Raw genomic sequence first — 19,749 nt, 5'->3', positions numbered from 1 at the left:
GCAGCGCCGTCAGCTCTCCTGCAGCCGGCGGCGCTGCTCCTCGACGTCGAAATCCGCTGCGGGCCAGTCCAGCTCGAACCCGTGCAGGGCTTCGACGAGCAGTTCGGTGATCGCGACCCGGCTGTACCACTTGCGGTCGCACGGCACCACGTGCCACGGCGCGTACTCCGTCGAGGTCCGTTCGAAGACCGCGTCGTAGGCGGCCATGTAGTCGCCCCAGAAGCTTCGCTCGGTGACGTCCGACGGGTCGAACTTCCAGTACTTGTCCGGTCGGCGCAGGCGCCGCGCGAGCCGCTCCCGCTGCTCGTCCATCGACAGCGCCAGAGCGACCTTGATCAGGGTGGTGCCGGACTCCACCACGCGTTTCTCGAACGCGTTGATCTCGTCGTACCGCGCCTCCCAGACCTCGCGGGGCACCATGTCGTGTACCCGCACGATCAGGACGTCCTCGTAGTGGGAGCGGTCGAACACGCCGATCTGCCCCGCGCGGGGCAGCGCCTTCTCGACGCGCCACAGGAACGGATGCGCCCGCTCCTCCTCGGTGGGCGCGGCGAACGACGTGTGGTCGACGCCCTGCGGTTCCACCTGTCCCAGAACGTGTTTGACGATGCCGCCCTTGCCCGAGGTGTCCATTCCCTGCAGGACGAGCAGCACGGAGCGCCGGTCGCCGGAGCGTCCGTTCGCGTACAGCTTCTCCTGCAGCTCCAGCAGGTCGGTCGCGCGCGAATCGAGCCACGCCTTGCCGTCCGATTTCGACCCGGTGAACCCCGGCTTGGTGTACGCGTCGACGTCGCCGAACGGGACGTCGGGATCGACCCGCAGAATCTTCGTCGCCGACCCCGACCACCCGTTGCGCGAACTCATGGCGAGAACTGTAGGGCCCGTGTGCCGGGCTAGTGCAGCTCTTCGCGCAGTTGCGCCAGCGTGCGAGCCAGCAGCCGCGACACGTGCATCTGCGAGATGCCCATCTTGTCCGCGATCTGGGTCTGCGTCATGTTGCCGAAGAACCGGAGCAACAACACGTTTCGCTCGCGCTCGGGCAGCTTCTCGAGCAGGGGACGGAGCGCCTCGTGGTTCTCGACGTTCTCCATCTCCTTGTCGTAGTCACCCAGGGTGTCCGCGAGGGAGAGTCCTTCGGAGTCGCTGCCGCTCGAGGCGCTGTCCACGGACAGGGTCTGATAGGCGTTGCCGGCCGTGAGGCCCATTGCGACCTCGTCCCGGTCCAGGTCCAGGTACTCCGCGAGTTCGGACACGGTGGGAGATCGGCCCTGCGTCTGCGACAGATCCGCCACCGCGCGCGAGAGCTGCAGGTGCAGTTCCTTCATGCGGCGGGGGACGCGGACGGCCCATCCGGCGTCGCGGAAGTGCCGACGGACCTCGCCCATGATCGTCGGCACGGCGAAGGACACGAAGTCCGAGCCGCGCTCGACGTCGAAGCGGTCCACCGCGTTGACCAGGCCGACGCGGGCGACCTGCACCAGGTCGTCGTGCGCCTCGCCGCGGCCGTCGAAGCGGCGGGCGATGTGTTCGGCGAGCGGAAGGCACCGGGTGACCAGCTGGTCGCGCAGGACGCGACGCTGCGGGTCGCCCTCGGGCAACGCGCCGATGGCCGAGAACTTCGCCGCGACGTCGGCGTACTCGTCGGCCGACCGCCGGGACTTGCTCTTGCGTTCGCTTGTCGTCACTCGTCCAGGCCGTGCTTGCGCTTGGTGAACTCGATGGTGGTCGTCACGACGCCGTCGTGCTCGGACTGGGACGTCGAGACCGTGTCGGTCAGGGCGTTGAGCACGTGCCATCCGAAGCCGCTGGCATCGAGGTCGGCACCGGGTTCGGTGGTGGTGGTGACGGCGACGTCGAGCACGTCCGGGCCCGGCGTGAACGCGCAGACCAGACGAGCGCCCGGCGTGGCGCGGACGATGAGGCGGCTGCACGACTCGTCGATGGCGAGACGGATGTCCGCGATGCTGTCGAGGTCGAAGTCCTCCTGCGCCGCGAGAGCCGCAGCGACGGCGCGCGTGACGGAGAGCTGGCTCGGGTCGGCGAGCACGCCCAACTCGATGGTCGACGCCGACCCGGCGGAGTCGGGATCGGTGGTGATGGCCCGTGTCATGGAATTTCCCGCTTTCCGGTCCTCCGCGCGGACTGTGCGCGGCGGACGCTCTGCTGCGAATGTATCGGTGGCCGACCGGTGCTGTTCTGGCGGGTACCCGCGGTCGACGAGACGCCCACCGCGGCGGAGTACCGAGAGGGGTTACCCGGGCCCCCGGCCGGGGAAACCGGTTGGCAACGAGTCCCGGGCGGCGTAGGTTCGAGATCAGGTTGAGTCAGCAGCCGACGTACGACGCACCGTCGGTGGTTGCCGTATCCACTTTCTTTCGTCCCCCGCCTCTCGTGCGGCCGGACCACCCCGCCGGGACTGCTCCTTCCGCAGTCCACTCCGGGCGGCACCCGCAGATCCGTGCTCAGCAGCTCGATCGGCACTTGGAGTCACTCATGACCGTTTCGACGATCGCATTCGATCCCCGCACCACCGTTCTTCACCTGTCCGACGGAACTCTCACCGTCAGCCGCACCGACACGACGACGACGTATCGCGTCGGCGGCAGTATCGACCTCGCCAACGCGGCCGACCTGCGCGACGCCCTGCGCGACGAGCCGGTCGGCGACGTGGTGCTCGACCTCACCGCCGTCGACTTCTTCGGCACCGCCGCGCTCACGGTCGTGGCCGCGCTCGACGACGCCTGCGGAGACCGCGGGAGCCGACTGACGCTCCGAGTCGGCGACGCCGTCGCGCGCGTCATGGTCGCCGCACGGTGGGAGCCGTCCGCTCACGTCGTCGACGTGCGCGGATAACGCGTCCACCTCGAAGACCCGTGGCCCCGATCGGAACCTTCCGGTCGGGGCCACGGGTATTCTCGGCCCATCATGAACCCCGACTCGTCGGACCCGGTCGAGGCGCTGCGCGAGGTGGCCTTCTGGCTCGAGCGCGCTCGGGAGGAGACGCGCCGGGTGAAGGCCTACCGCAACGCCGCCGACGTGCTCGCGGCGCTGCCCCCCGGCCGTCGGGCGGAGATCGCCCGGCGAGGTGACTGGACGTCCCTCCGGGGGATCGGACCGAAGACCGCCGCCGTGGCCGCCGCTGCCGCGGCGGGCGAGGTGCCCGACTACCTCGCGACCCTGCGGGCCGACGCGGAGCCGATCGGCCCGCACTCCGGTGGGGAGTTCTCCGCCGCCGCGATCGAGCTCGCCGCGGCGGTCCGCGGTGATCTGCACACGCATTCGAACTGGTCGGACGGGGGCAGCCCGCCGGCGGAGATGGCGGCGACCGCGCGTCGCCTCGGGCGGGAGTACTGGGCGCTGACCGACCACTCGCCCCGCCTGACCGTCGCGAACGGCCTGTCCGCGGATCGCCTGCGGGATCAACTCGACCTGCTCACCGACCTCGCGCGCGAGGTCGAGGCCGACGGGGGCCCGGACTTCCGCATCCTCACCGGGATCGAGGTCGACATCCTCGACGACGGCGGCCTCGATCAGGAGCGCGCGCTGCTCGCGGAGCTGGACGTGGTGGTGGCCAGCGTGCACTCGCACCTGCGCGCCGACAGCGCCACGATGACGGCGCGGATGATCGCCGCGGTCACGGACCCGGACGTCGACGTACTGGGCCACTGCACGGGTCGACTGGTCGAGGGTGGACGCGGTACCCGGCCGGAATCGACCTTCGACGCGCGGGCGGTGTTCGAGGCCTGTCGCGACGCCGGCACCGCCGTCGAGATCAACAGTCGACCGGAACGGCAGGACCCGCCGGAGCGGCTGATGGAGCTCGCACTCGAGATCGGGTGCCTGTTCGCGATCGACACCGACGCGCACGCGCCCGGACAACTCGACTGGCTGGGTCTCGGCTGCACCCGGGCGGCGGCCGTCGGCATCCCGCCGGAGCGCATCGTCACCACCTGGCCGGTGGACCGGCTGCTCGCCTGGACCACGGCCCGGTCGTGACCCACCCGTTCGTCGCCGCCGTGGCCGCGGTCGCCGACACCGCCGCGAACGGTGTGATGATCGTGGAGTCCGGTGTTCTCCGGTACGCGAACCTCTCGGCGCGGGATTCGCTCGCATCGGGCGCGGAGGCGATCTCCCCCGTGCTGGCCGGCATCGTCGATGCGGCCCGTCGCAGCGGATTCTGGTCGGGCGCCGTCACCGATCCCGCGGAGGTTCCCGGCGAGCTCGTCGCGTCGGCCTGGATGGTCGATGCCGGGACGGGGTCCGACATCGCGATGGTGGTCGTCAGCCGCACACCGGCCGCGCTCGACCCGCCGGCGGACGTCGACCTGCGTGACGTGTCCGGGGACGTGCAGCGACGCGCGCAGGAGCAGCGGGTGGTGTCCGCCCTGCACCGCATCTCCGTCACCGGGAGTGCGGACCACCTGGCCAACGCGATTCTCGAGACGGTACCGCCGCTGTTCGATGCCGAGCACGTACTCATACTGCGGCCGGTGCCGGACGGCGAGAGCATGGCCGTGCTGGGAGCGACGGGCCGCACGACCCGGGAACTCGAGGGGATGCAGGTCCGCGCGAGCGGGATCGCCGGGTACGTGATGCGCGAGGGCACACCCGTCGTGTGCGTCGACACGGCCCGCGAGACGAGATTCGACGCGTCCGAGATGCGTCGGTACGGGTTGCGGAGCGCGGCGGCCGTGCCGGTGCCGGGGTCACCGGAGAACTGGGGCGTCCTCGCCGTCTACCGCGAATCGGCGGGAGTGGTGACGCCGGACGCCCTGACGGTGCTGATCATCCTGGCCGATGTTCTCGGGGCGGCCGTGCATCGCACGGACCTCGAACACCGACTGCGCCATCGGAGCCGGGTCGACCCGGTGACCTCGCTCGACAATCGGACGTCGGGCTATCGGCGCCTCGACGACGCCCTCGCTGCCGGACGGGACGACGGTCGGCTGACGGCGGTGGTGCTGATCGACCTCGACGGGTTCCGCAGTGTGAACGAGACCTTCGGATTCGCGGCGGGCGACGCCCTGCTGGCCGCCGTGGCGCCGGTGATCAGCGGCGCCGCCCGACGCGGCGACGCGGTGGCCCGACTGGGAGCGGACCAGTTCGCCGTGATCTGCCCCGGCCTCACCAGCACGTTCGAGGCGACCGACCTGGCGACGTCGGTCCTCGCCGCACTGGCCGAACCGTTCTCGGTGGAGGGCCGCGGCACCGTCGTCACCGCCTGCGCCGGCGTCGCCGTGGGCCACGGCAACCGAACCGCGGCCGACCTGGTGCGCGAGGCGGACATCGCCGTGGCTGCCGCGAAGCGTCGCGGACCCGGCCACGTCGAGGTCTTCGACGCCGCGGCCGGCGGTGCCCTGCGACGACGATGGGCCGTCGCGACCGACCTGCGTGCCGCGATCGACGCCGACGACCTGACCGTCGTCTACCAGCCGGTGTTCGACATCGACATCGGCGTCCTGGTGGGGGTCGAGGCGTTGGCGCGGTGGACCTCGCCGACTCTCGGACCGCTCGGTCCCGACGAGTTCGTCCCGGCGGCCGAACAGGCCGGGCTGATCGCGGCGCTCGGGGAACGGGTGCTGCGGCGCGCGTGCCGGGACGCCGTGGCGTGGCATCGGCTGCTCGACGGAACCGGAACCGGAACCGGAACCGGAACTGGGGACGGGTCGGTCGGATCGACGGCGCCCACCGTGCACCTGCGGGTGAACGTCAGTCCACTCCAACTGCGGACGCCGGGGTTCCTCGCCACGGTGGACGATGCGCTGGCCGACTCCGGACTCGACCCGTCCACGTTCGGCATCGAGATCACCGAGTCGGTGTGGCTCGAGGACAGCGACACCGTCCGGTCGGCGCTGCGCGGACTGCACGAGCGCGGAATCCGAATCCTGTTGGACGACTTCGGTGTCGGGCATTCGTCGCTCGGTTCGGTGACCCGATTCCCGCTTCTCGACGGCCTGAAGATCGACCGATCCTTCGTCGCGGAACTGTCCGTGGCCCGGTCCGAGGCCGTCGTCGGGGCGATGGTGTCCGTGGCGGAGGCGTTCGGCCTGGACGTGATCGGTGAGGGTGTCGAGACGCCGGAGCAGTTGGCGACGTTGCGGCGGTGCGGGTGCCGGCTCGCCCAGGGCTACCTGCTGGGTCGACCGACCGACGCCGACTCGGTCGCCGCGCTCGTGCGTGCGGGCGGGGTGCTCGCCGCCCCCGGCCCGTCCCCCTAAGCTCGACGTCATGGCACGGAAGTACGCGACCGCCGAGCGGGTCGACCTCGAGACTCTGCATCGTTTCGTCGCCGAGCGGCATCGGGCGACGCTGGTGACCCATCGCCGGTCCGGTGGTCTGCAGATCTCCCCGGTGACGTGCGGTCTCGACGACGCCGGGCGGATCGTGATCTCCACCTACCCGCAGCGAGCGAAGACGGTGAACATCCGCCACTCGTCGTCGGTGACGCTGTGCGTCCATTCCGACGACTGGGACGGGCCGTACGTGCAGATCGACGGTACCGCCGAGGTGCTCGACCTGCCGGACTCGGTGGAGCCGCTGGTCGACTACTACCGCTCGATCGCCGGGGAGCATCCCGACTGGGACGAGTACCGCGAGGCCATGCGCACGCAGGGCAAGTCGATCCTGCGGATTTCCATCGACACCTGGGGCCCGGTGGCGACCGGGGGTTTCCCGGCCCCCACCGACCAGTCCTGACCCACGCGGCGGTCCTGACCTATGCGCTCGTCGGTCGGGTATCCGCCTCGGCCACCGCGGTCACCAGGGCCTTGCCGAACGCCGGCAGGTCGTCGGGGTTCCGGCTCGAGATCAGGTTGCCGTCCACCACGACCTCCTCGTCGACGACGGTGCCGCCGGCGTTGCGGATGTCGGTGCGCACGCTCGGGTAGGACGTCAGGGTGCGCCCGCGCACGACATCGGCCTCGACCAACGTCCACGGCCCGTGGCAGATGACGCCGACCGGGCGTCCGCTGCCGACGAAGTCCCGGACGAACGCGACGGCATCGGCGTCGGTGCGCAGAGCGTCCGGGTTGGTGGTGCCGCCGGGCAGCACCAACGCGTCGTAGTCGTCGATCGACGCGTCCGCGACCACCGCGTCCACCGCGAAGGTGTCCGCGGGGTTCACGTCGGACTCGTAGGCCTGGATCTCGCCGTGCGTCAGGGAGATCAGCACGGTGGTGGCGCCGGCCTCCTCGAGCGCCGTCCGCGGATCGGTGAGCTCGGCCTGCTCCACGCCGTCGGTGGCCAGGAAGGCCACGGTGCGGCCGGTGAGCGAGGGGGATGCGGTCGATTCGGTCATGGCAGCAGAGCTACCCGGGCGCGGGGGACCGGAAACGAGGCCGCCCACGGCCGTGCCGCGCCGGGGTGACTCCCACCACCCGTCGGACTGCCGAGATTGAGGCTCCGCTCCGTCGGGTATCGGGAGAGCGAACGTCGACCGCAACACGAGTGAGGATCCCCCGTGAACGAGGACCCCCGGTGACAACAGTGCCTCCGCCGGTAGAATCGGCGGCCCGAGCGGCGGACACGGCAGAGGCCGCGTGCCTCTTCGAATCCGCCGGTGCCGGTGCCGTCGTGCTTCTCGCGTTCTGCGTGGGCATGGCGGTGTTCGTCGCCGCCGCGCTGAGCTCCGTGGCGCTCGGCGCACTCGTCGGAGTGCTCATGATCGGTACGGCCGGGATCATCGCCGTGACCGTGCCGATCGACAGGACCGGCTAGACCGAATCGACGCGGACCGACGTGGATCGACCCGGATCGACCGGACGAGCGAGAGGAGCGACACCGTGACCCAGCCGACCGACAGCACCACCGCACTGCCGAGCACCGAACTGCCGATCGAGGACGCCCTCGACCAGCAGCGCGACCTCACACCCGACGCCGGCGAGCTGCCCGCGACGCTGCCCCGTCTCGAGGTGTCGGACGCGGACTTCGTCGAGCAGAATCTCGACGTCCCGCTCGACGACGACGACTACGACCGAGGCTGACCTGAGTCGTCCGCCGTCGCGGTTCCCTCTCCCTCGACGGTTCCGTCCACGAGAGGGTGCTCGACGGAGTTGAACCGCGCCGGTGACCCGCCCGCGGCGGCGACGCCGTGGATACCGCCCCACACCATCATGGTCAGGTAGTCGATCAGATCGGTCGCCGACATCGACCTGTTCGAGATCCACCAGTGGGTCGCCAGCTGGACTCCGCCCACGATGCCGTAGGCCCACGGCAGGGATCCGCCGGAGTCCATGTCCATGCGGCGCAGACGCTCGCCGAGGACGGTCGAGAGCAGTTCCGCGATCATGCGCTCGGACTCGGCCACGACGTCTCGGTTCGGCCCGGAGCTGGTGCTCATCGCGTAGAGATAGACCTCGGGGTCGTCCGCGACGGTCTCGACGTACGCGGTGACGACGCGCCGGGTCAGGTTGTACTCGTCGACGTCGACCGCGATCGCCTCGTAGATGCGCGGCGCGAGGGTGGTCTCCACGTAGCGCTCGAGCGTGGCGTTGGTCAGATCGTTCTTGTCGGTGAAGTACCGGTACAGCACGGTCTTGGAGATGCCGATCTCGGACGCGATCTCGTCCATGCCGATGGACCGTCCGCGGGCGCGGATGGCGGCCAGGGTGCCGTCGACCAACTCTTCCCGGCGCGCGATCTTGTGCTCACGCCACCGGCGCTTCCGGCCGTCCGGCTTTCCGTCCCCGTCGTCGGCCTCGGCTGCCGATCTGCTCGCCACGCGTGGTTGCTCCGTCCCGATCCGTCGCACTCCCGATCCGGTCGGGATCGGCGCACGTGTTCGACGCTCACGGCCCTGGTCGGGCGCGCCCGCCCAGTTTAGTGCCCGGGGCGACGGGCAGAATGGGCCGGTGCAACTGATGAGCTTCGACGAGGACGTCAAGCGGCGGGATCTCCGCAGGATGAAGGGCGTCGCGACGGGCTTCCTCGTGTTCGCCACGATCGTCTACCTCTACTGCCGTTGGCAGGAGAGTCGCGGCGCCGGCGACTGGGTGGGGTACGTGCGCGCCGCCTCCGAGGCGGGCATGGTGGGCGCCCTGGCGGACTGGTTCGCGGTGACCGCCCTGTTCCGGCATCCGCTCGCGCTGCCGATCCCGCACACGGCGATCATCAAGCGCAAGAAGGACCAGCTGGGCGCGAGCCTCGGCTCCTTCGTGGGCACCAACTTCCTCGCCGTCGACGTGGTGTCGCAGAAGGTGCAGGCCGCGCGGGTGCCGCTCCGACTCGGGACCTGGCTGGCCGAGCAGAGGAACGCCGAGCGCGTCGCCGAGGAGACGGCCACCGTGCTGCGCGGTGTCCTCGACGTGCTCGACGACGAGGACATCCAGCAGGTCATCGACAACACCATCGTCAAGCGACTCGGCGATCCGCAGTGGGGCCCGCCGATCGGTCGGGTCCTGACCTCGCTGCTCGAGGAGAACCGGCAGAAGCCGCTCATCGACCTGCTGGCCGAGCGTGCGCACGAGTGGGCGCAGAACAGCCTGCCGACGATCGACCGGATCGTCAGCCGGGACTCACCGTCGTGGTCACCGAAGTTCGTCGACGTCCTGCTCGGCGAGCGCATCCACCGCGAGCTGGTCGACTTCACGTGGAAGGTGCGCTCGAACCCGCAGCACGAGCTGCGTCTCGCGGCGGACAAGTTCCTCGTCGATTTCGCGAACGACCTGCAGCACGATCCGGAGACCATCGCCAAGGCGGAGGCCGTGAAGTCCGAGATCATGGGCCGCGACGAGGTCACCGGGCTGGCGGCGGCGTCGTGGAAGGTGGCCAAACGGCTCATCGTGGACTCGGTCGACGATCCGAACAGCACGTTGCGCGCGACCATCGCGCAGAACGTGCAGAAGTTCGGGCTCCGGTTGCGGGACGACACCGCCCTCCGGGAGAAGGTCGACGGGTGGTTGCTCGCCGGGGTCCGCTACATCGTCGAGAACTACACCGACGAGATCACCACCGTCATCACCGACACGGTCGCGCGGTGGGACGCCGACGAGGCCTCGCGGAAGATCGAACTCCAGGTCGGGCGGGATCTGCAGTTCATCCGTATCAACGGCACGGTCGTCGGGTCGCTCGCCGGACTGGCCATCTACACGGCGTCGGATCTGCTGTTCGGGCACTGATCGTCCGGGCGCCGGCACCGGTGTGATCGGCGTAACGACATCGGTGCTAGCAGAGTGCTTGCTCTTGCTAGCACCCCTCGTTATCGTGGGTTTCGTACGACGCGGCCGGGTGACACGGCCGCACGGCATGGCCGATCAGGGGAGGTGCAGCGATGGCGAACACCGACACCGAGAGCGGTGGCGACGCGCAGTCGTCTCCCGGCGATCTCGCGGCGAGAGTCGTCAGCAGCGCGACGTCGGACATCGGAAGCTTCATCCGGTCGCAGCGGGAGTCCGCGCAGGTGTCCCTGCGCCAGCTCGCCCAGTCGGCCGGTGTCAGCAACCCGTACCTGAGTCAGATCGAACGTGGGCTGCGCAAGCCGTCCGCCGAGGTACTGGCCTCGATCGCGAAGGGTCTTCGGGTGTCCTCGGAGGTCCTCTACGTGCGAGCCGGTCTGCTCGAGGAGCGGCCGCACAGCCCCGTCGTCGACGCTGTGCACGGCGACGAATCCATCACCGAACGGCAGAAGCAGGTGCTGTTGGAGATCTACTACTCGTTCCGGCGCGAGAACGACGCCGGCCCCGAGGACGAGACCCCCGACACGCCCCGACACCGAGCGACAACGACCCCAGGAGAGTGACATGACCGATCCCAAGTTCGACACCGTCAAGACCCCGCTGTACGCCGCCGTCGGCGCCGGCGACGCCGTGGTGCAGGCCGTGGCCGACGTGGTGGCCCAGGTGCGCAACCGCGCCGAGAGCACGCAGGCAGACGTGGGCGACCGCGTCGACACCGCCCGCGCCCGCCTCGCGGACCTGCAGGAAGACGTGACCGAGAGCGTCGAGACGCTCCGGAACCGGCTCGAGGCGCTGCCGCAGGAGCTGCCCGAGGAGATCGCCGAGTTGCGTGAGCGCTTCACCCCGGAGGAGCTGCGCAAGGTCGCCGAGGCGTACCTCAAGGTGGCGTCCGACCTCTACACCGCTCTCGCGGAGCGTGGTGAGGAGACGGTCGAGCGCATCCGGAAGAACCCGCAGATCGAGGAGGGCCTCGAGCGCGCCAACAAGGCCGCCAACGACGCCGTCGACCTCACCGAGGACACCCTCGGCACCGTCGCCTCGCAGACCCGCGCCGTCGGTGAGCGTGCCGCGGAGCTGGCAGGCCGCGCCTCGAAGCGAGTCCAGGAGGGCGCCGACGAGGCCGCCGAGGCCATCAAGGACGGCGCCGACGAGCTGAGCGAGAACCTCGACGAGGCCGGCGACAAGGCCAAGACGGCCGGCCAGAAGGCCTCCGACAAGGTCTCCGGCGCTGCCGGCACGGTCGAGGGCAAGACGCGCAACGACGCGAACTCGCCCATCAAGAAGACCCCGGCCAAGAAGACCACCCCGGCCGCGAAGTCGACCACCCCGGCGAAGAAGACCCCTGCCAAGAAGGCCACCCCGGCCAAGAAGAGCACCAGCTGATCGGCTCCGCCGACTCGTCCCGGCCCCCGCGCACCCTTCGTGCGCGGGGGCCGCGGTCGCTCTAGAATCGGACGTATGCCCCTCGCCACCAGCGCGACCAGCGCCATCGAGTACGTCCTGCAGCTCATCGCGCTGTTCGGTGTCGCGTTCTCGCTGTTCCACGCCGTGCGTCAGCGCGGGGACGCGTTCACCGCCGCGGACAAGCTGAGCAAGCAGGGCTGGATCGCGATCCTCGTCATCGCCCTGCTCGTGCTCCTGGTGGTGCCCGTCATCAACTTCATCGGCATCATCGCCGTCGTCGCCATGGGTGTGTACCTGGTGGACGTGCGCCCGAAGGTCGACGACGTCCAGCGCGGACCTCGCTGGTAGGTCAGGCCCGCCCGGTCGCGGTCAGCCACAACAACGCCACGTTCAGGGCCACGATGGCCCCGGTGGCCAGTGTCGCCAGGGTCACCGTGGTGCGTGAGTTCACCCGGTCGCCCATGACACGGCGGTCCGACGTCAGTCGGACCAGCGGGACCAGGGCGAACGGGATGCACATGCTCAGCACCACCTGACTGAGCACGAGAGCCAGAGTGGGATCGACTCCCGCGCCCAGCACGATCAGTGCGGGGATCAGCGTCAGCACGCGTCGGAGTTGCAGCGGGATCCGCTTGCGCAGCAGTCCCTTCATGATCTCCGCACCCGCGGCGCAGCCGACGGCGGTCGAGGCGAGCCCCGACGCCAGCAGCCCCACGGCGAAGACCGCGGCGACCGAGGGGCCGAGCGTGCTCTGGATCGCGGCGTGCGCGCCGTCGATGGTGTCGGTGCCCTCGCGGCCGAGCAGCGACGACGCCGCGAGCAGCAGCATGCCGATGTTCACCGTGCCCGCGACGATCAACGCGAACGTCACGTCCCACTTCGTCACCCGCAGCAGTCGGTCCAGCTTCACGGGATCCGTCTCGACTCCGTGTCGATCCCGAGCCAACGCCGAGTGCAGATAGATAGCGTGCGGCATCACCGTCGCCCCCAGCATGCTCGCGGCGAGCAACACCGACCCGCTGCCGTCGAAACCGGGGACCAGGCCGCCCGCGACTCCGGCGGCGTCGACGTCGGAGAAGAAGAGCCCGGTGAGGAAGCCGACGGTGATCACCGCGAGCATGCCGATGACGACGAACTCGAACGTGCGCTGGCCGCGTCGGGACTGCACGGCCAGCACGATCATCGACACCACGCCCGTGATGAGGCCGCCGAGCGGGAGCGGGATGCCGAACAGCAGTCGTAGCGCGATGGCGCCACCGATCACCTCGGCGATGTCGGTGGCGACGGCGACCGCCTCGGCCTGCACCCAGAACGCGCGTCGGGTCCACGGGCGCAGGCGGTCCCCGAGGACCTCGGGGAGCGACCGCCCGGAGACCAGGCCGAGCTTGGCCGACAGGTACTGGACGAGCACCGCCATCGCGTTCGCGGCCACCAGGACCCAGACCAGCAGATACCCGTACCGCGCTCCGGCCGTGAGGTTGGCGGCCACGTTGCCCGGATCGACGTAGGCGATGGCGGCGACGAATGCCGGGCCCAGGAGCATCACCGAGCGTGTGCGGCCGGGGGCGGCCGCGCGGTACGCGAGTCGATCGGACATGGCGGTGAGTGTAGGGGACGCCGGACGGAAGAGTTCGGCTACCCGAACACATCCGGCTCAGGCTGGTCTCAGGTGTGCGGAGGACACTGCCCACCATGCCCGCCTTCCGGCGTCCTCGGCGGCCGCGCACCGTCCGGCGGAGGTGGTGGCCCGACACCGCACGGTGGTCCCTGGTCCACCGACTGCGCGTCCAGATCGGCCTCACGACCATCGTCCTGCTGGCCGGCTTCTCGCTCTGCACCCACGTCGCCGCCCAGCATCTGCTCGCCTCGCGAGTGCAGACCGAGCTCACGTCGCGCATCACCGGCATCGTCACCGCGTCCGCCACGGAACAACGCCTCGCGACGGCCACCACCCTGTTCCGCCCGATGGACGGGAGCGCCCCGGTCGACGCGATCTATCGCGACGGTGCCCTCCTCACCTCCTATCCGGTGGGCGGGCACGGTCCGTTCCTCGCGCCCGAGGGCGGACCGTCGTTGCTCGCCCGCGATCTCGCCGCCCGCGCGACCGACTCGATCGCGTTCGTCGACGCCGGGGACTGGACCATCGGCTACGTCGCCGCGCCCGGCCCCGGAACCGGATCGGACGGCGCCAGGAATGCCGACGGCCCGGCGAGCGTGGTCATGGTCGCCAACTCCCTCGACACGCTGCACGCCCAGCTACGCCGACTCGACGTCGCGTTGGTGATCTTCACGGCGGCGGTGTGGCTGGTCGCCTACGTGCTCACCGCCGTCGTACTCACGACGGGGCTCCGACCGGTGCGGCGGCTCCGGCTCGCCTTCGAGCGGGTGGTGACCACCGCCGATCTCGCCCCCGTGGCCGTCGTCGGCGACCGAGAGCTGGCGGCTCTCGCGGTCCGGTTCAACGCGATGATGGACGCCGTCGACGCCTCGAATCGCGCCCAGAAGGACCTCGTCATCGCGGCCGGGGAGGACCTTCGTCAGCCGCTCGCCGACCTGCGCGAGCGCCTCGATCGCGCCGAACGCGACCCGGACGACACCACGATCTACCGCGACGCCGTCGCCCGGATCGACGACCTGACCGCCACCGTCAACGGGCTCGTCGACGGTGCGCGCCGGGCGGCGGGGAGCGACGCGACCGAGAAATCGAGAAAGACGTGACCTAGGGTTACGGCCATGTCCACGGAGAAGAGATCCGGTGCCCGGGTCGTTCCCGTTCTGGCGGGCGCCCTCGTCGTCGGTGGCGTCCTGCTCCGCCGCCGCACCCGCCGGTCGGCACCGCCGTCGACCCGGCTCGCGGACACCGACGACCTGTTGCGGACGCCCGACCTCGTCCCGCGCACGGTCGACGTCGTGACGGACGACGGAGCGCGGCTCCGCGTTCTCGAGTACGGCGACCCCGACGCCACCCCGATCGTCCTCAGCCATGGGTGGACGTGCTCCGCCGACTTCTGGGCGCCGCAGATCAACGACCTGGCCGACAAGTACCGCGTCGTCGTCTACGACCAGCGCGGACACGGTCGCAGCGAGGTCGGGACGCGCCCGCTGGACCCCGACGTCCTCGGCGACGATCTCGCCGCCGTCCTCGCCGCCACCGTGCGGCCGGGTGCCCCCGCCGTGATCGCCGGACACAGCATGGGCGGGATCTCGGTCATGTCGTGGGCGTCCCGCTACCCCACCCAGGTGCGCGAGCGCGCCAAGGGCATCCTGCTGGCGGACACGGCCAGCGACTCGCTGGTGCGCGAGACCACCGTCGTACCGCTGCCGCCCGGTGTCCCGCAGGTACCGGCCCGTCTGGCGGCGTCCGTCATGGGGTCGGCCCTGCCGTTGCCGGCGACCCGCCTGTCGACGCGGGCCCTGCGCTACGCCACGATGGGCACCCGGTCCACCCCCGCACAGGTGGCGTTCTGCGAACGCGTCGTGCGGGACTGCGCCCCGCGCACCCGCGGGATGTGGGGAGCCGTTCTCACCACCGTCGAGATCCGGGACGCGGTGACCAACATCGACGTGCCCACCGTCGTGGTGGTGGGCACGGAGGACCGCCTGACGCCACCCGTTCAGTCCCGACGTCTCGCGGAGCAACTCGACCGCGCGAACGTCCTCGACGAGCTCGTCGAACTGCCCGGGGTCGGACACATGGCGTCGGTCGAGGCGATCGCGGAGTTCGACGCCGCCCTGGTCCGGTTGGCCGACCGCTAGCTGAAGACCACGGTCTTCCGGCCGTGCACGAGGACGCGGTCCTCGAGGTGCCAGCGCAGCCCACGCGCGAGCACCAGCTTCTCGATGTCGCGGCCCTGGCGAACCATGTCCGACACGGCATCGGCGTGGTCGACGCGGATGACGTCCTGTTCGACGATCGGGCCCGCGTCGAGTTCGGCCGTCACGTAGTGGCAGGTGGCGCCGATGAGCTTCACGCCGCGCGCGAACGCCTGGTGATAGGGCCGCGCGCCGACGAACGAGGGCAGGAAGCTGTGGTGGATGTTGAGCGCCCGGCCGGCCCAGTGATCGCACAGCTCCTCGGGCAGTACCTGCATGAAGCGCGCGAGCACCACGGCGTCGGGATCGTAGGAGTCGACCAGCTCCCGCAACTGCGCGAACGACGGTCCCCGCTCGGCCGGGTCGGACGGGAACGGCACGTGATGGAACGGGGTCCCGTGCGCGCGGGTGACGGCCTCCAGGTCCGGGTGATTGCCGATCACGGCATCGATGGTGGCCGGCAGCTCACCGCCGGCCGCGCGGCCCAGCAGATCGTGGAGGCAGTGCCCCTCCTTGCTCACCAGCAGGACCACCCGCTTGCGCACGGACGAATCGTGCACGGCCCATTCGGTGTCCGGCCCGATCTCCGCCGCCACGGTGGCGAACCGTTCCCGGAGCTCGTCGACCCCGATGTCGATCGACGCAGCGTCCACGGCCTGACGAGTGAAGAACCACCCACTGTCCGCGTCGGCGTGATAAGCCGCCTCGACGATGGATCCGCCCAGGTCGGCGAGGAACGTCGCGATGCGAGCGACGATGCCCGTGCGGTCGGGGCAGCCGAGGGTGACGACGTAGCGGGGGGCGTGCGACATGCCCGACAGTCTTTCACCGAGCGCGAGGCAGTCTCGCACCGGTCGCATGCGAGCATGGCGACCATGGAGCTCACCCGCGACGCCGTTGCCCGCCTGGTCGATCACACCCTCCTCAAGCCCGAGGCCACCGACGCCGACGTGCGGGAGTTGGTCGCCGAGGCCACCGAGCTCGGCGTGCTGGCGGTGTGCGTGTCGCCGTCGATGCTGCCCCTCCGGAACACCGGTGACCTGGTGGTCGCCGTCGTCGCCGGCTTCCCGTCCGGCAAGCATCACTCGCTGATCAAGGGATCGGAGGCGCGGCTGGCGGTGCAGCAGGGCGCCGCCGAGGTGGACATGGTCATCGACGTCGGCGCCGCCGTCGCCGGGGACTGGAACGCCGTGCTGGCCGACGTGATCACCGTGCGTGAGGCCATGGGCGACACCGCCGTCCTCAAGGTCATCATCGAGTCGGCGGCGCTGCTCGCGTCACCGCAGGGCGAGACCGCCGTCGTCGAGTGCTGCCGCGCCGCCGAGCGCGGGGGCGCGAACTTCGTCAAGACCTCCACCGGCTTCCATCCCGCCGGCGGGGCGTCGGTCCGGGCCGTCGAACTCATGGCCGAGACCGTCGGGGGACGCCTCGGCGTCAAGGCGTCCGGCGGAATCCGCGACGCCGACACCGCGCGCGCGATGATCGAGGCCGGCGCGACCCGGCTCGGGCTCTCGGGTACCCGCGCGGTGCTGGACGGCTTCCCCGTCAGCAGCTGAGCGCCTGCTCGCCGCTGTCCGCCTGCGCCGGCGGGATCCGATACTGCCCGCCGGAGAGGGTCAGCTCGATCCCGGTGTCGGTGACGGTCAGGGTGTCCGGCGTCATGCCCAGCGGGAACGTGGTCAGGCTGTCGGTGAGGATCCCGACGACGCTGTCCGCCAGATCCGTCGGGATGCCGATGCCGAGGATCGACGCGTCCGTGGTCCGGACGTCGATGGTGTCGCCGGACACGGTGGGCTGGACGGTCAGCGCCGCGAGGCCACCGACGATGTCGAACCGCAGCGTTCCGGCGCCGGGGTCGGCGGTGACGCCCGAGACCACGGAACCGATGCCTTGCTGCTGCAGCGTCGCGAGGATGCCGTCGGTGGACCAGACGACGTCCGCGGTCGAGGACCCGATGGTGCCGCCGGACGTCTCCGACGTCTCGAGGTCGACGTCGTTCACGGTCGCCCGAACCTGCATGTCCTGCGCCGGTCCGAAGCGGGAGTCGTCGCTCGAGATGTCGACGGACGAGAAGGACTTCGTCACCAGCGACAGCAACACCGGTTGCCAGCCGAGGTCGACGTCGACCTTGGAACCCAGGTCGTTCTGGAACTGCGTCGCGAGGCACTGGCTCACGCGGTTGCGGGCGTACACCTCGCCGCCGATCAGAGCGGCGACCAAGGCGATCACCACCACGGCGGCGACGAGGGGGAGCCGGGAGCGTCGCCGGGGAGCGGAAGTCGTCATGCGGACCATTGTGCGGGACGTTGGTGTGGCAACTCTGAGGACGGGATGGGTGACACGACCACACGGGGTGGGCCCTGCGCTGTGACAGGCGACACATCGCGGGTAGTCTGTGACCATGTCCGGAGACGACGTGGTGGAGCGGCTCGACTGCCTCGTGACGGAGCAGGACGGGTTCTTCACCCGTGCTCAGGCGCTCGATGCCGGCTACCGCTCGGCCGACATCGCCGCCCGCGTGAGCGAGGGGTCCTGGACGGTGGTCGAGGCCGACCTGCTGCGCGTGGCGGACTGGCCGCGGCACGCGTTCGAGGAGTTCTCCAAGTGGTGCGCCTGGCTCGGCGCCTCCGCCGTCATCTCGCACCAGAGCGCGTCCGAACTGCACGGGATGGGCAGCCTGCACCCGCAGTTCGTCCACGTCCGGGTCGCGGGCACCGCCGGTCCGCACGATCAGCGTCTCGCCCTGCACCGCGGCCGACTGGTCGGCGACGACATCGAGTGCACCGGCACCTTCCGGATGACCACCCCCACCCGCACGGTGCTCGATCTCGCCGCCGGTGGCATCTCCCAGTTCACCCTCGACGAGGTGGTGGCCGACGGGTTGATGCTCGGGCGACTCGACCCCGCGATCCTGCGTTCCCGCGCGGAGGAGGCCGGGGACCGCGTGCGGGATCGGGTGGAGGCCTCGCTGCGGTAGAGCGTCGACGGGGGTCGGCCTACGCCGGTGCCACCGCCGACCAGGGCAGTTCGAGCACGTTGTCGCGCAATCGCCGACGGAACGGTCGCAGCGGCAGCCCCTGCTGAGCCAACAGCTCGGCCGCGTGACGCCAGCGCACCCGCGGACCGTAGACGGCGAGGGGAGCCGCGATGTCCCACGCGCGATCGGCGCGGAGCAGGACGTCGTGGATGCGCTCGCCGGGAACGTTGCGGTGGATCAGGGCCTTCGGTAGCCGCTCCGCGATGTCGGAGGGGCGAGGCAGATCGAACGGATCCCACGCCAGCGTGAGCGATCGCGGCCCGTCCGCGCCCACGGTGACCCAGGCAGCCCGGCGGCCGAGCTCGTCGCACGTGCCGTCGACGAGCAGCCCGCCCTCCGCGAGCGACGACGTCACCCGCCCCCACGCGTCGGCCACCGCGTCCTCCGGGTACTGGCGCAGGACGTTGAACGCGCGGACCAGGTGCGGGCGCAGTCCGGCGAGCTCGAACCCACCGTGCCGGAAGCGCACACCGTCGCGGTCCGGCACCACTCGACCGGGGTCGATCTCGAGCCCGACGACGTCGACGTCCCGTCGGACGGTCCGGAGCCGCTGGGCGAGTTCCACCGTGGTGACCGGGCTGGCGCCGTAGCCGAGGTCGACCACCAGGGGGTGCGCAGGCGCGCGCAACAGTGCTCGGACGGTCGGGTGGTGGATCAGCCGTCGGTCGCTCCGTCGGAGCCGGTTGATGTTGGTGGTGCCGCGGGTGACGACACCCTGCGGGCCGGACCCGGCGCCGGGCACGGGTCAGGCGTTCTTCTTCAGCCAGTCGTGCGTGACCTCGGCTTCGCCGCTCCACAGGTCACGCAGGTTGACCAGCATGAGCTGCTCGAGCTTGCCGCCGACGAACGGGATGTAGACCTTGGCCTCGCTGGTGGTGCGCAGGGTCGACCCGGTCTCCGTCGGGAACAGCTCGGTGACCCCGGTGAGCGACCCGGGCCCGGCGGGGATCGACGCGTCGTACTTCCCCGACGTGGTCTCGCCGAAGGCATCGTGGTGGATGTTGCGCGTGATGACCATGTCCTTCTTCATCACGGTCTGCGCGATGTCCGGCAGTGTGTGGCGCGGAATGATGTGGCGCATCGTCACGTCGATGCCGGCATCCGACACCGTGAACGACGTCATCTCGTTCTCGGAGTACTTGCGCAACTCCTCGACGATCGCGTCCCAGTAGCTCTGCGACGTCAACGCTCCGTACACCTGCTCGGTGGTGAACGGGAGACGTGCGGAGTAGTTCATGCGACGTGCCATGAGCGGCAAGGCTACCGGTGGCCGGTGGGGGTGCGGAACTCGACGGTGTGCAGGTCGGTGTCGGCAGTACGGAA

Annotated in this window: 24 protein-coding genes; 14 read left to right on the top strand and 10 right to left on the bottom strand. The window is 70.5% G+C overall.

Annotated elements, in window-relative coordinates; translation table 11 throughout:
* Positions 1–9 precede the first annotated feature (9 nt).
* Genes RC2_RS07685 through RC2_RS07675 form a run of 3 tightly spaced genes read right to left on the bottom strand, consistent with a single transcriptional unit; the run spans position 10 to position 2,110 of the window.
* On the bottom strand, positions 10–864 hold the full coding sequence (locus tag RC2_RS07685; RefSeq protein WP_068145806.1) for a PPK2 family polyphosphate kinase: 855 nt from the start codon (positions 862–864) through the stop codon (positions 10–12).
* Between the two features lie 29 nt (positions 865–893).
* Positions 894–1,685 carry a SigB/SigF/SigG family RNA polymerase sigma factor gene (locus RC2_RS07680; protein WP_068145808.1) on the bottom strand — a complete coding sequence of 264 codons (792 nt, stop codon included), beginning with the start codon at positions 1,683–1,685 and terminating at the stop codon, positions 894–896.
* Positions 1,682–2,110, bottom strand: coding sequence for an ATP-binding protein (locus RC2_RS07675; protein ID WP_068145810.1), 429 nt, complete (start codon positions 2,108–2,110; stop codon positions 1,682–1,684). Before RC2_RS07675 ends, RC2_RS07680 begins: the two co-directional genes overlap by 4 nt.
* A gap of 383 nt (positions 2,111–2,493) precedes the next feature.
* On the opposite strand from RC2_RS07675, the gene RC2_RS18920 reads away from it, so the two are divergent.
* The 4 genes from RC2_RS18920 (at position 2,494) to RC2_RS07655 (ending at position 6,696) form a co-directional block, all read left to right on the top strand.
* Positions 2,494–2,853 carry an STAS domain-containing protein gene (locus RC2_RS18920; RefSeq protein ID WP_068145812.1) on the top strand — a complete coding sequence of 120 codons (360 nt, stop codon included), beginning with the start codon at positions 2,494–2,496 and terminating at the stop codon, positions 2,851–2,853.
* Between the two features lie 72 nt (positions 2,854–2,925).
* Positions 2,926–3,996 carry a PHP domain-containing protein gene (locus RC2_RS07665; RefSeq protein ID WP_068145814.1) on the top strand — a complete coding sequence of 357 codons (1,071 nt, stop codon included), beginning with the start codon at positions 2,926–2,928 and terminating at the stop codon, positions 3,994–3,996.
* A complete protein-coding gene (locus RC2_RS07660) occupies positions 3,993–6,218 on the top strand; it encodes a putative bifunctional diguanylate cyclase/phosphodiesterase (RefSeq protein ID WP_068145817.1) in 2,226 nt (741 codons plus the stop codon). Before RC2_RS07665 ends, RC2_RS07660 begins: the two co-directional genes overlap by 4 nt.
* A 10-nt stretch (positions 6,219–6,228) precedes the next feature.
* Positions 6,229–6,696 carry a PPOX class F420-dependent oxidoreductase gene (locus RC2_RS07655; RefSeq protein ID WP_068145820.1) on the top strand — a complete coding sequence of 156 codons (468 nt, stop codon included), beginning with the start codon at positions 6,229–6,231 and terminating at the stop codon, positions 6,694–6,696.
* A gap of 19 nt (positions 6,697–6,715) precedes the next feature.
* Here the strand turns inward: RC2_RS07655 and RC2_RS07650 are convergent, their stop codons facing one another.
* On the bottom strand, positions 6,716–7,297 hold the full coding sequence (locus tag RC2_RS07650; protein WP_068145823.1) for a type 1 glutamine amidotransferase domain-containing protein: 582 nt from the start codon (positions 7,295–7,297) through the stop codon (positions 6,716–6,718).
* Positions 7,298–7,476: 179 nt separating this feature from the next.
* Between RC2_RS07650 and RC2_RS07645 the strand changes: the two genes are divergently transcribed.
* Together RC2_RS07645 and RC2_RS07640 are read left to right on the top strand one after the other, a co-directional pair.
* Positions 7,477–7,716 carry a hypothetical protein gene (locus RC2_RS07645; RefSeq protein WP_139277311.1) on the top strand — a complete coding sequence of 80 codons (240 nt, stop codon included), beginning with the start codon at positions 7,477–7,479 and terminating at the stop codon, positions 7,714–7,716.
* A gap of 65 nt (positions 7,717–7,781) precedes the next feature.
* A complete protein-coding gene (locus RC2_RS07640; protein WP_068145831.1) occupies positions 7,782–7,982 on the top strand; it encodes a hypothetical protein in 201 nt (66 codons plus the stop codon).
* On the opposite strand, the gene RC2_RS07635 is transcribed toward RC2_RS07640, so the two are convergent.
* Positions 7,967–8,719 carry a TetR/AcrR family transcriptional regulator gene (locus tag RC2_RS07635; protein WP_068146075.1) on the bottom strand — a complete coding sequence of 251 codons (753 nt, stop codon included), beginning with the start codon at positions 8,717–8,719 and terminating at the stop codon, positions 7,967–7,969. The two genes, RC2_RS07640 and RC2_RS07635, sit on opposite strands and share 16 nt — an antisense overlap.
* Before the next feature lie 139 nt (positions 8,720–8,858).
* Here RC2_RS07635 and RC2_RS07630 point away from each other — a divergent pair, with 139 nt between their 5' ends.
* The 4 genes from RC2_RS07630 (at position 8,859) to RC2_RS07615 (ending at position 11,924) form a co-directional block, all read left to right on the top strand.
* Positions 8,859–10,115, top strand: a complete 1,257-nt coding sequence (locus RC2_RS07630) for a DUF445 domain-containing protein (RefSeq protein WP_082895374.1) — start codon at positions 8,859–8,861, stop codon at positions 10,113–10,115.
* A gap of 152 nt (positions 10,116–10,267) precedes the next feature.
* A complete protein-coding gene (locus RC2_RS07625) occupies positions 10,268–10,735 on the top strand; it encodes a helix-turn-helix domain-containing protein (RefSeq protein ID WP_068145836.1) in 468 nt (155 codons plus the stop codon).
* A gap of 1 nt (position 10,736) precedes the next feature.
* Positions 10,737–11,555 carry a heparin-binding hemagglutinin gene (locus RC2_RS07620; protein WP_068145838.1) on the top strand — a complete coding sequence of 273 codons (819 nt, stop codon included), beginning with the start codon at positions 10,737–10,739 and terminating at the stop codon, positions 11,553–11,555.
* A 75-nt stretch (positions 11,556–11,630) separates the two neighbouring features.
* Positions 11,631–11,924, top strand: a complete 294-nt coding sequence (locus RC2_RS07615) for a DUF2516 family protein (protein WP_068145842.1) — start codon at positions 11,631–11,633, stop codon at positions 11,922–11,924.
* 1 nt (position 11,925) lies between these two features.
* Here the strand turns inward: RC2_RS07615 and RC2_RS07610 are convergent, their stop codons facing one another.
* Positions 11,926–13,173 carry an Nramp family divalent metal transporter gene (locus RC2_RS07610; protein ID WP_068145845.1) on the bottom strand — a complete coding sequence of 416 codons (1,248 nt, stop codon included), beginning with the start codon at positions 13,171–13,173 and terminating at the stop codon, positions 11,926–11,928.
* A gap of 95 nt (positions 13,174–13,268) precedes the next feature.
* Here RC2_RS07610 and RC2_RS07605 point away from each other — a divergent pair, with 95 nt between their 5' ends.
* Entirely contained in the window at positions 13,269–14,294 is a 1,026-nt protein-coding gene (locus RC2_RS07605) for an ATP-binding protein (protein WP_072681246.1), read from the top strand.
* Positions 14,295–14,309: 15 nt separating this feature from the next.
* Positions 14,310–15,332, top strand: coding sequence for an alpha/beta fold hydrolase (locus tag RC2_RS07600; protein WP_068145850.1), 1,023 nt, complete (start codon positions 14,310–14,312; stop codon positions 15,330–15,332).
* On the opposite strand, the gene purU is transcribed toward RC2_RS07600, so the two are convergent.
* A complete protein-coding gene (gene purU, locus RC2_RS07595; protein WP_068145854.1) occupies positions 15,329–16,201 on the bottom strand; it encodes a formyltetrahydrofolate deformylase in 873 nt (290 codons plus the stop codon). The two genes, RC2_RS07600 and purU, sit on opposite strands and share 4 nt — an antisense overlap.
* A 54-nt stretch (positions 16,202–16,255) precedes the next feature.
* Here purU and deoC point away from each other — a divergent pair, with 54 nt between their 5' ends.
* On the top strand, positions 16,256–16,945 hold the full coding sequence (gene deoC / locus RC2_RS07590) for a deoxyribose-phosphate aldolase (RefSeq protein WP_068145855.1): 690 nt from the start codon (positions 16,256–16,258) through the stop codon (positions 16,943–16,945).
* Here deoC and RC2_RS07585 read toward each other — a convergent pair.
* A complete protein-coding gene (locus tag RC2_RS07585; protein WP_139277310.1) occupies positions 16,935–17,684 on the bottom strand; it encodes an LmeA family phospholipid-binding protein in 750 nt (249 codons plus the stop codon). The two genes, deoC and RC2_RS07585, sit on opposite strands and share 11 nt — an antisense overlap.
* 106 nt (positions 17,685–17,790) lie before the next feature.
* Between RC2_RS07585 and RC2_RS07580 the strand changes: the two genes are divergently transcribed.
* A complete protein-coding gene (locus RC2_RS07580; protein WP_068146081.1) occupies positions 17,791–18,366 on the top strand; it encodes a type IV toxin-antitoxin system AbiEi family antitoxin in 576 nt (191 codons plus the stop codon).
* A gap of 19 nt (positions 18,367–18,385) precedes the next feature.
* Here the strand turns inward: RC2_RS07580 and RC2_RS07575 are convergent, their stop codons facing one another.
* Together RC2_RS07575 and RC2_RS07570 are read right to left on the bottom strand one after the other, a co-directional pair.
* On the bottom strand, positions 18,386–19,168 hold the full coding sequence (locus RC2_RS07575) for a methylase (protein WP_068145861.1): 783 nt from the start codon (positions 19,166–19,168) through the stop codon (positions 18,386–18,388).
* 3 nt (positions 19,169–19,171) lie between these two features.
* Entirely contained in the window at positions 19,172–19,675 is a 504-nt protein-coding gene (locus RC2_RS07570) for a DUF2505 domain-containing protein (RefSeq protein ID WP_068145863.1), read from the bottom strand.
* Positions 19,676–19,749: the final 74 nt, after the last annotated feature.

The organism is Rhodococcoides corynebacterioides NBRC 14404 (genome assembly GCF_001894765.1).
GTDB classification, from domain to species: domain Bacteria; phylum Actinomycetota; class Actinomycetes; order Mycobacteriales; family Mycobacteriaceae; genus Rhodococcoides; species Rhodococcoides corynebacterioides.
Note: the sequence above shows the minus strand (reverse complement) of the source record. Positions and strands in the feature narration are given on the sequence as shown.

Bases quoted from the DNA above. Each gene is read 5' to 3' on its own strand.
- RC2_RS07685 (WP_068145806.1), bottom strand. From the start codon at position 864: ATGAGTTCGCGCAACGGGTGGTCGGGGTCGGCGACGAAGATTCTGCGG.
- RC2_RS07675 (WP_068145810.1), bottom strand. From the start codon at position 2,110: ATGACACGGGCCATCACCACCGATCCCGACTCCGCCGGGTCGGCGTCG.
- RC2_RS18920 (WP_068145812.1), top strand. From the start codon at position 2,494: ATGACCGTTTCGACGATCGCATTCGATCCCCGCACCACCGTTCTTCAC.
- RC2_RS07665 (WP_068145814.1), top strand. From the start codon at position 2,926: ATGAACCCCGACTCGTCGGACCCGGTCGAGGCGCTGCGCGAGGTGGCC.
- RC2_RS07655 (WP_068145820.1), top strand. From the start codon at position 6,229: ATGGCACGGAAGTACGCGACCGCCGAGCGGGTCGACCTCGAGACTCTG.
- RC2_RS07650 (WP_068145823.1), bottom strand. From the start codon at position 7,297: ATGACCGAATCGACCGCATCCCCCTCGCTCACCGGCCGCACCGTGGCC.
- RC2_RS07630 (WP_082895374.1), top strand. From the start codon at position 8,859: ATGAGCTTCGACGAGGACGTCAAGCGGCGGGATCTCCGCAGGATGAAG.
- RC2_RS07625 (WP_068145836.1), top strand. From the start codon at position 10,268: ATGGCGAACACCGACACCGAGAGCGGTGGCGACGCGCAGTCGTCTCCC.
- RC2_RS07620 (WP_068145838.1), top strand. From the start codon at position 10,737: ATGACCGATCCCAAGTTCGACACCGTCAAGACCCCGCTGTACGCCGCC.
- RC2_RS07615 (WP_068145842.1), top strand. From the start codon at position 11,631: ATGCCCCTCGCCACCAGCGCGACCAGCGCCATCGAGTACGTCCTGCAG.
- RC2_RS07610 (WP_068145845.1), bottom strand. From the start codon at position 13,173: ATGTCCGATCGACTCGCGTACCGCGCGGCCGCCCCCGGCCGCACACGC.
- RC2_RS07605 (WP_072681246.1), top strand. From the start codon at position 13,269: ATGCCCGCCTTCCGGCGTCCTCGGCGGCCGCGCACCGTCCGGCGGAGG.
- RC2_RS07600 (WP_068145850.1), top strand. From the start codon at position 14,310: ATGTCCACGGAGAAGAGATCCGGTGCCCGGGTCGTTCCCGTTCTGGCG.
- purU (WP_068145854.1), bottom strand. From the start codon at position 16,201: ATGTCGCACGCCCCCCGCTACGTCGTCACCCTCGGCTGCCCCGACCGC.
- deoC (WP_068145855.1), top strand. From the start codon at position 16,256: ATGGCGACCATGGAGCTCACCCGCGACGCCGTTGCCCGCCTGGTCGAT.
- RC2_RS07585 (WP_139277310.1), bottom strand. From the start codon at position 17,684: ATGGTCCGCATGACGACTTCCGCTCCCCGGCGACGCTCCCGGCTCCCC.
- RC2_RS07580 (WP_068146081.1), top strand. From the start codon at position 17,791: ATGTCCGGAGACGACGTGGTGGAGCGGCTCGACTGCCTCGTGACGGAG.
- RC2_RS07570 (WP_068145863.1), bottom strand. From the start codon at position 19,675: ATGGCACGTCGCATGAACTACTCCGCACGTCTCCCGTTCACCACCGAG.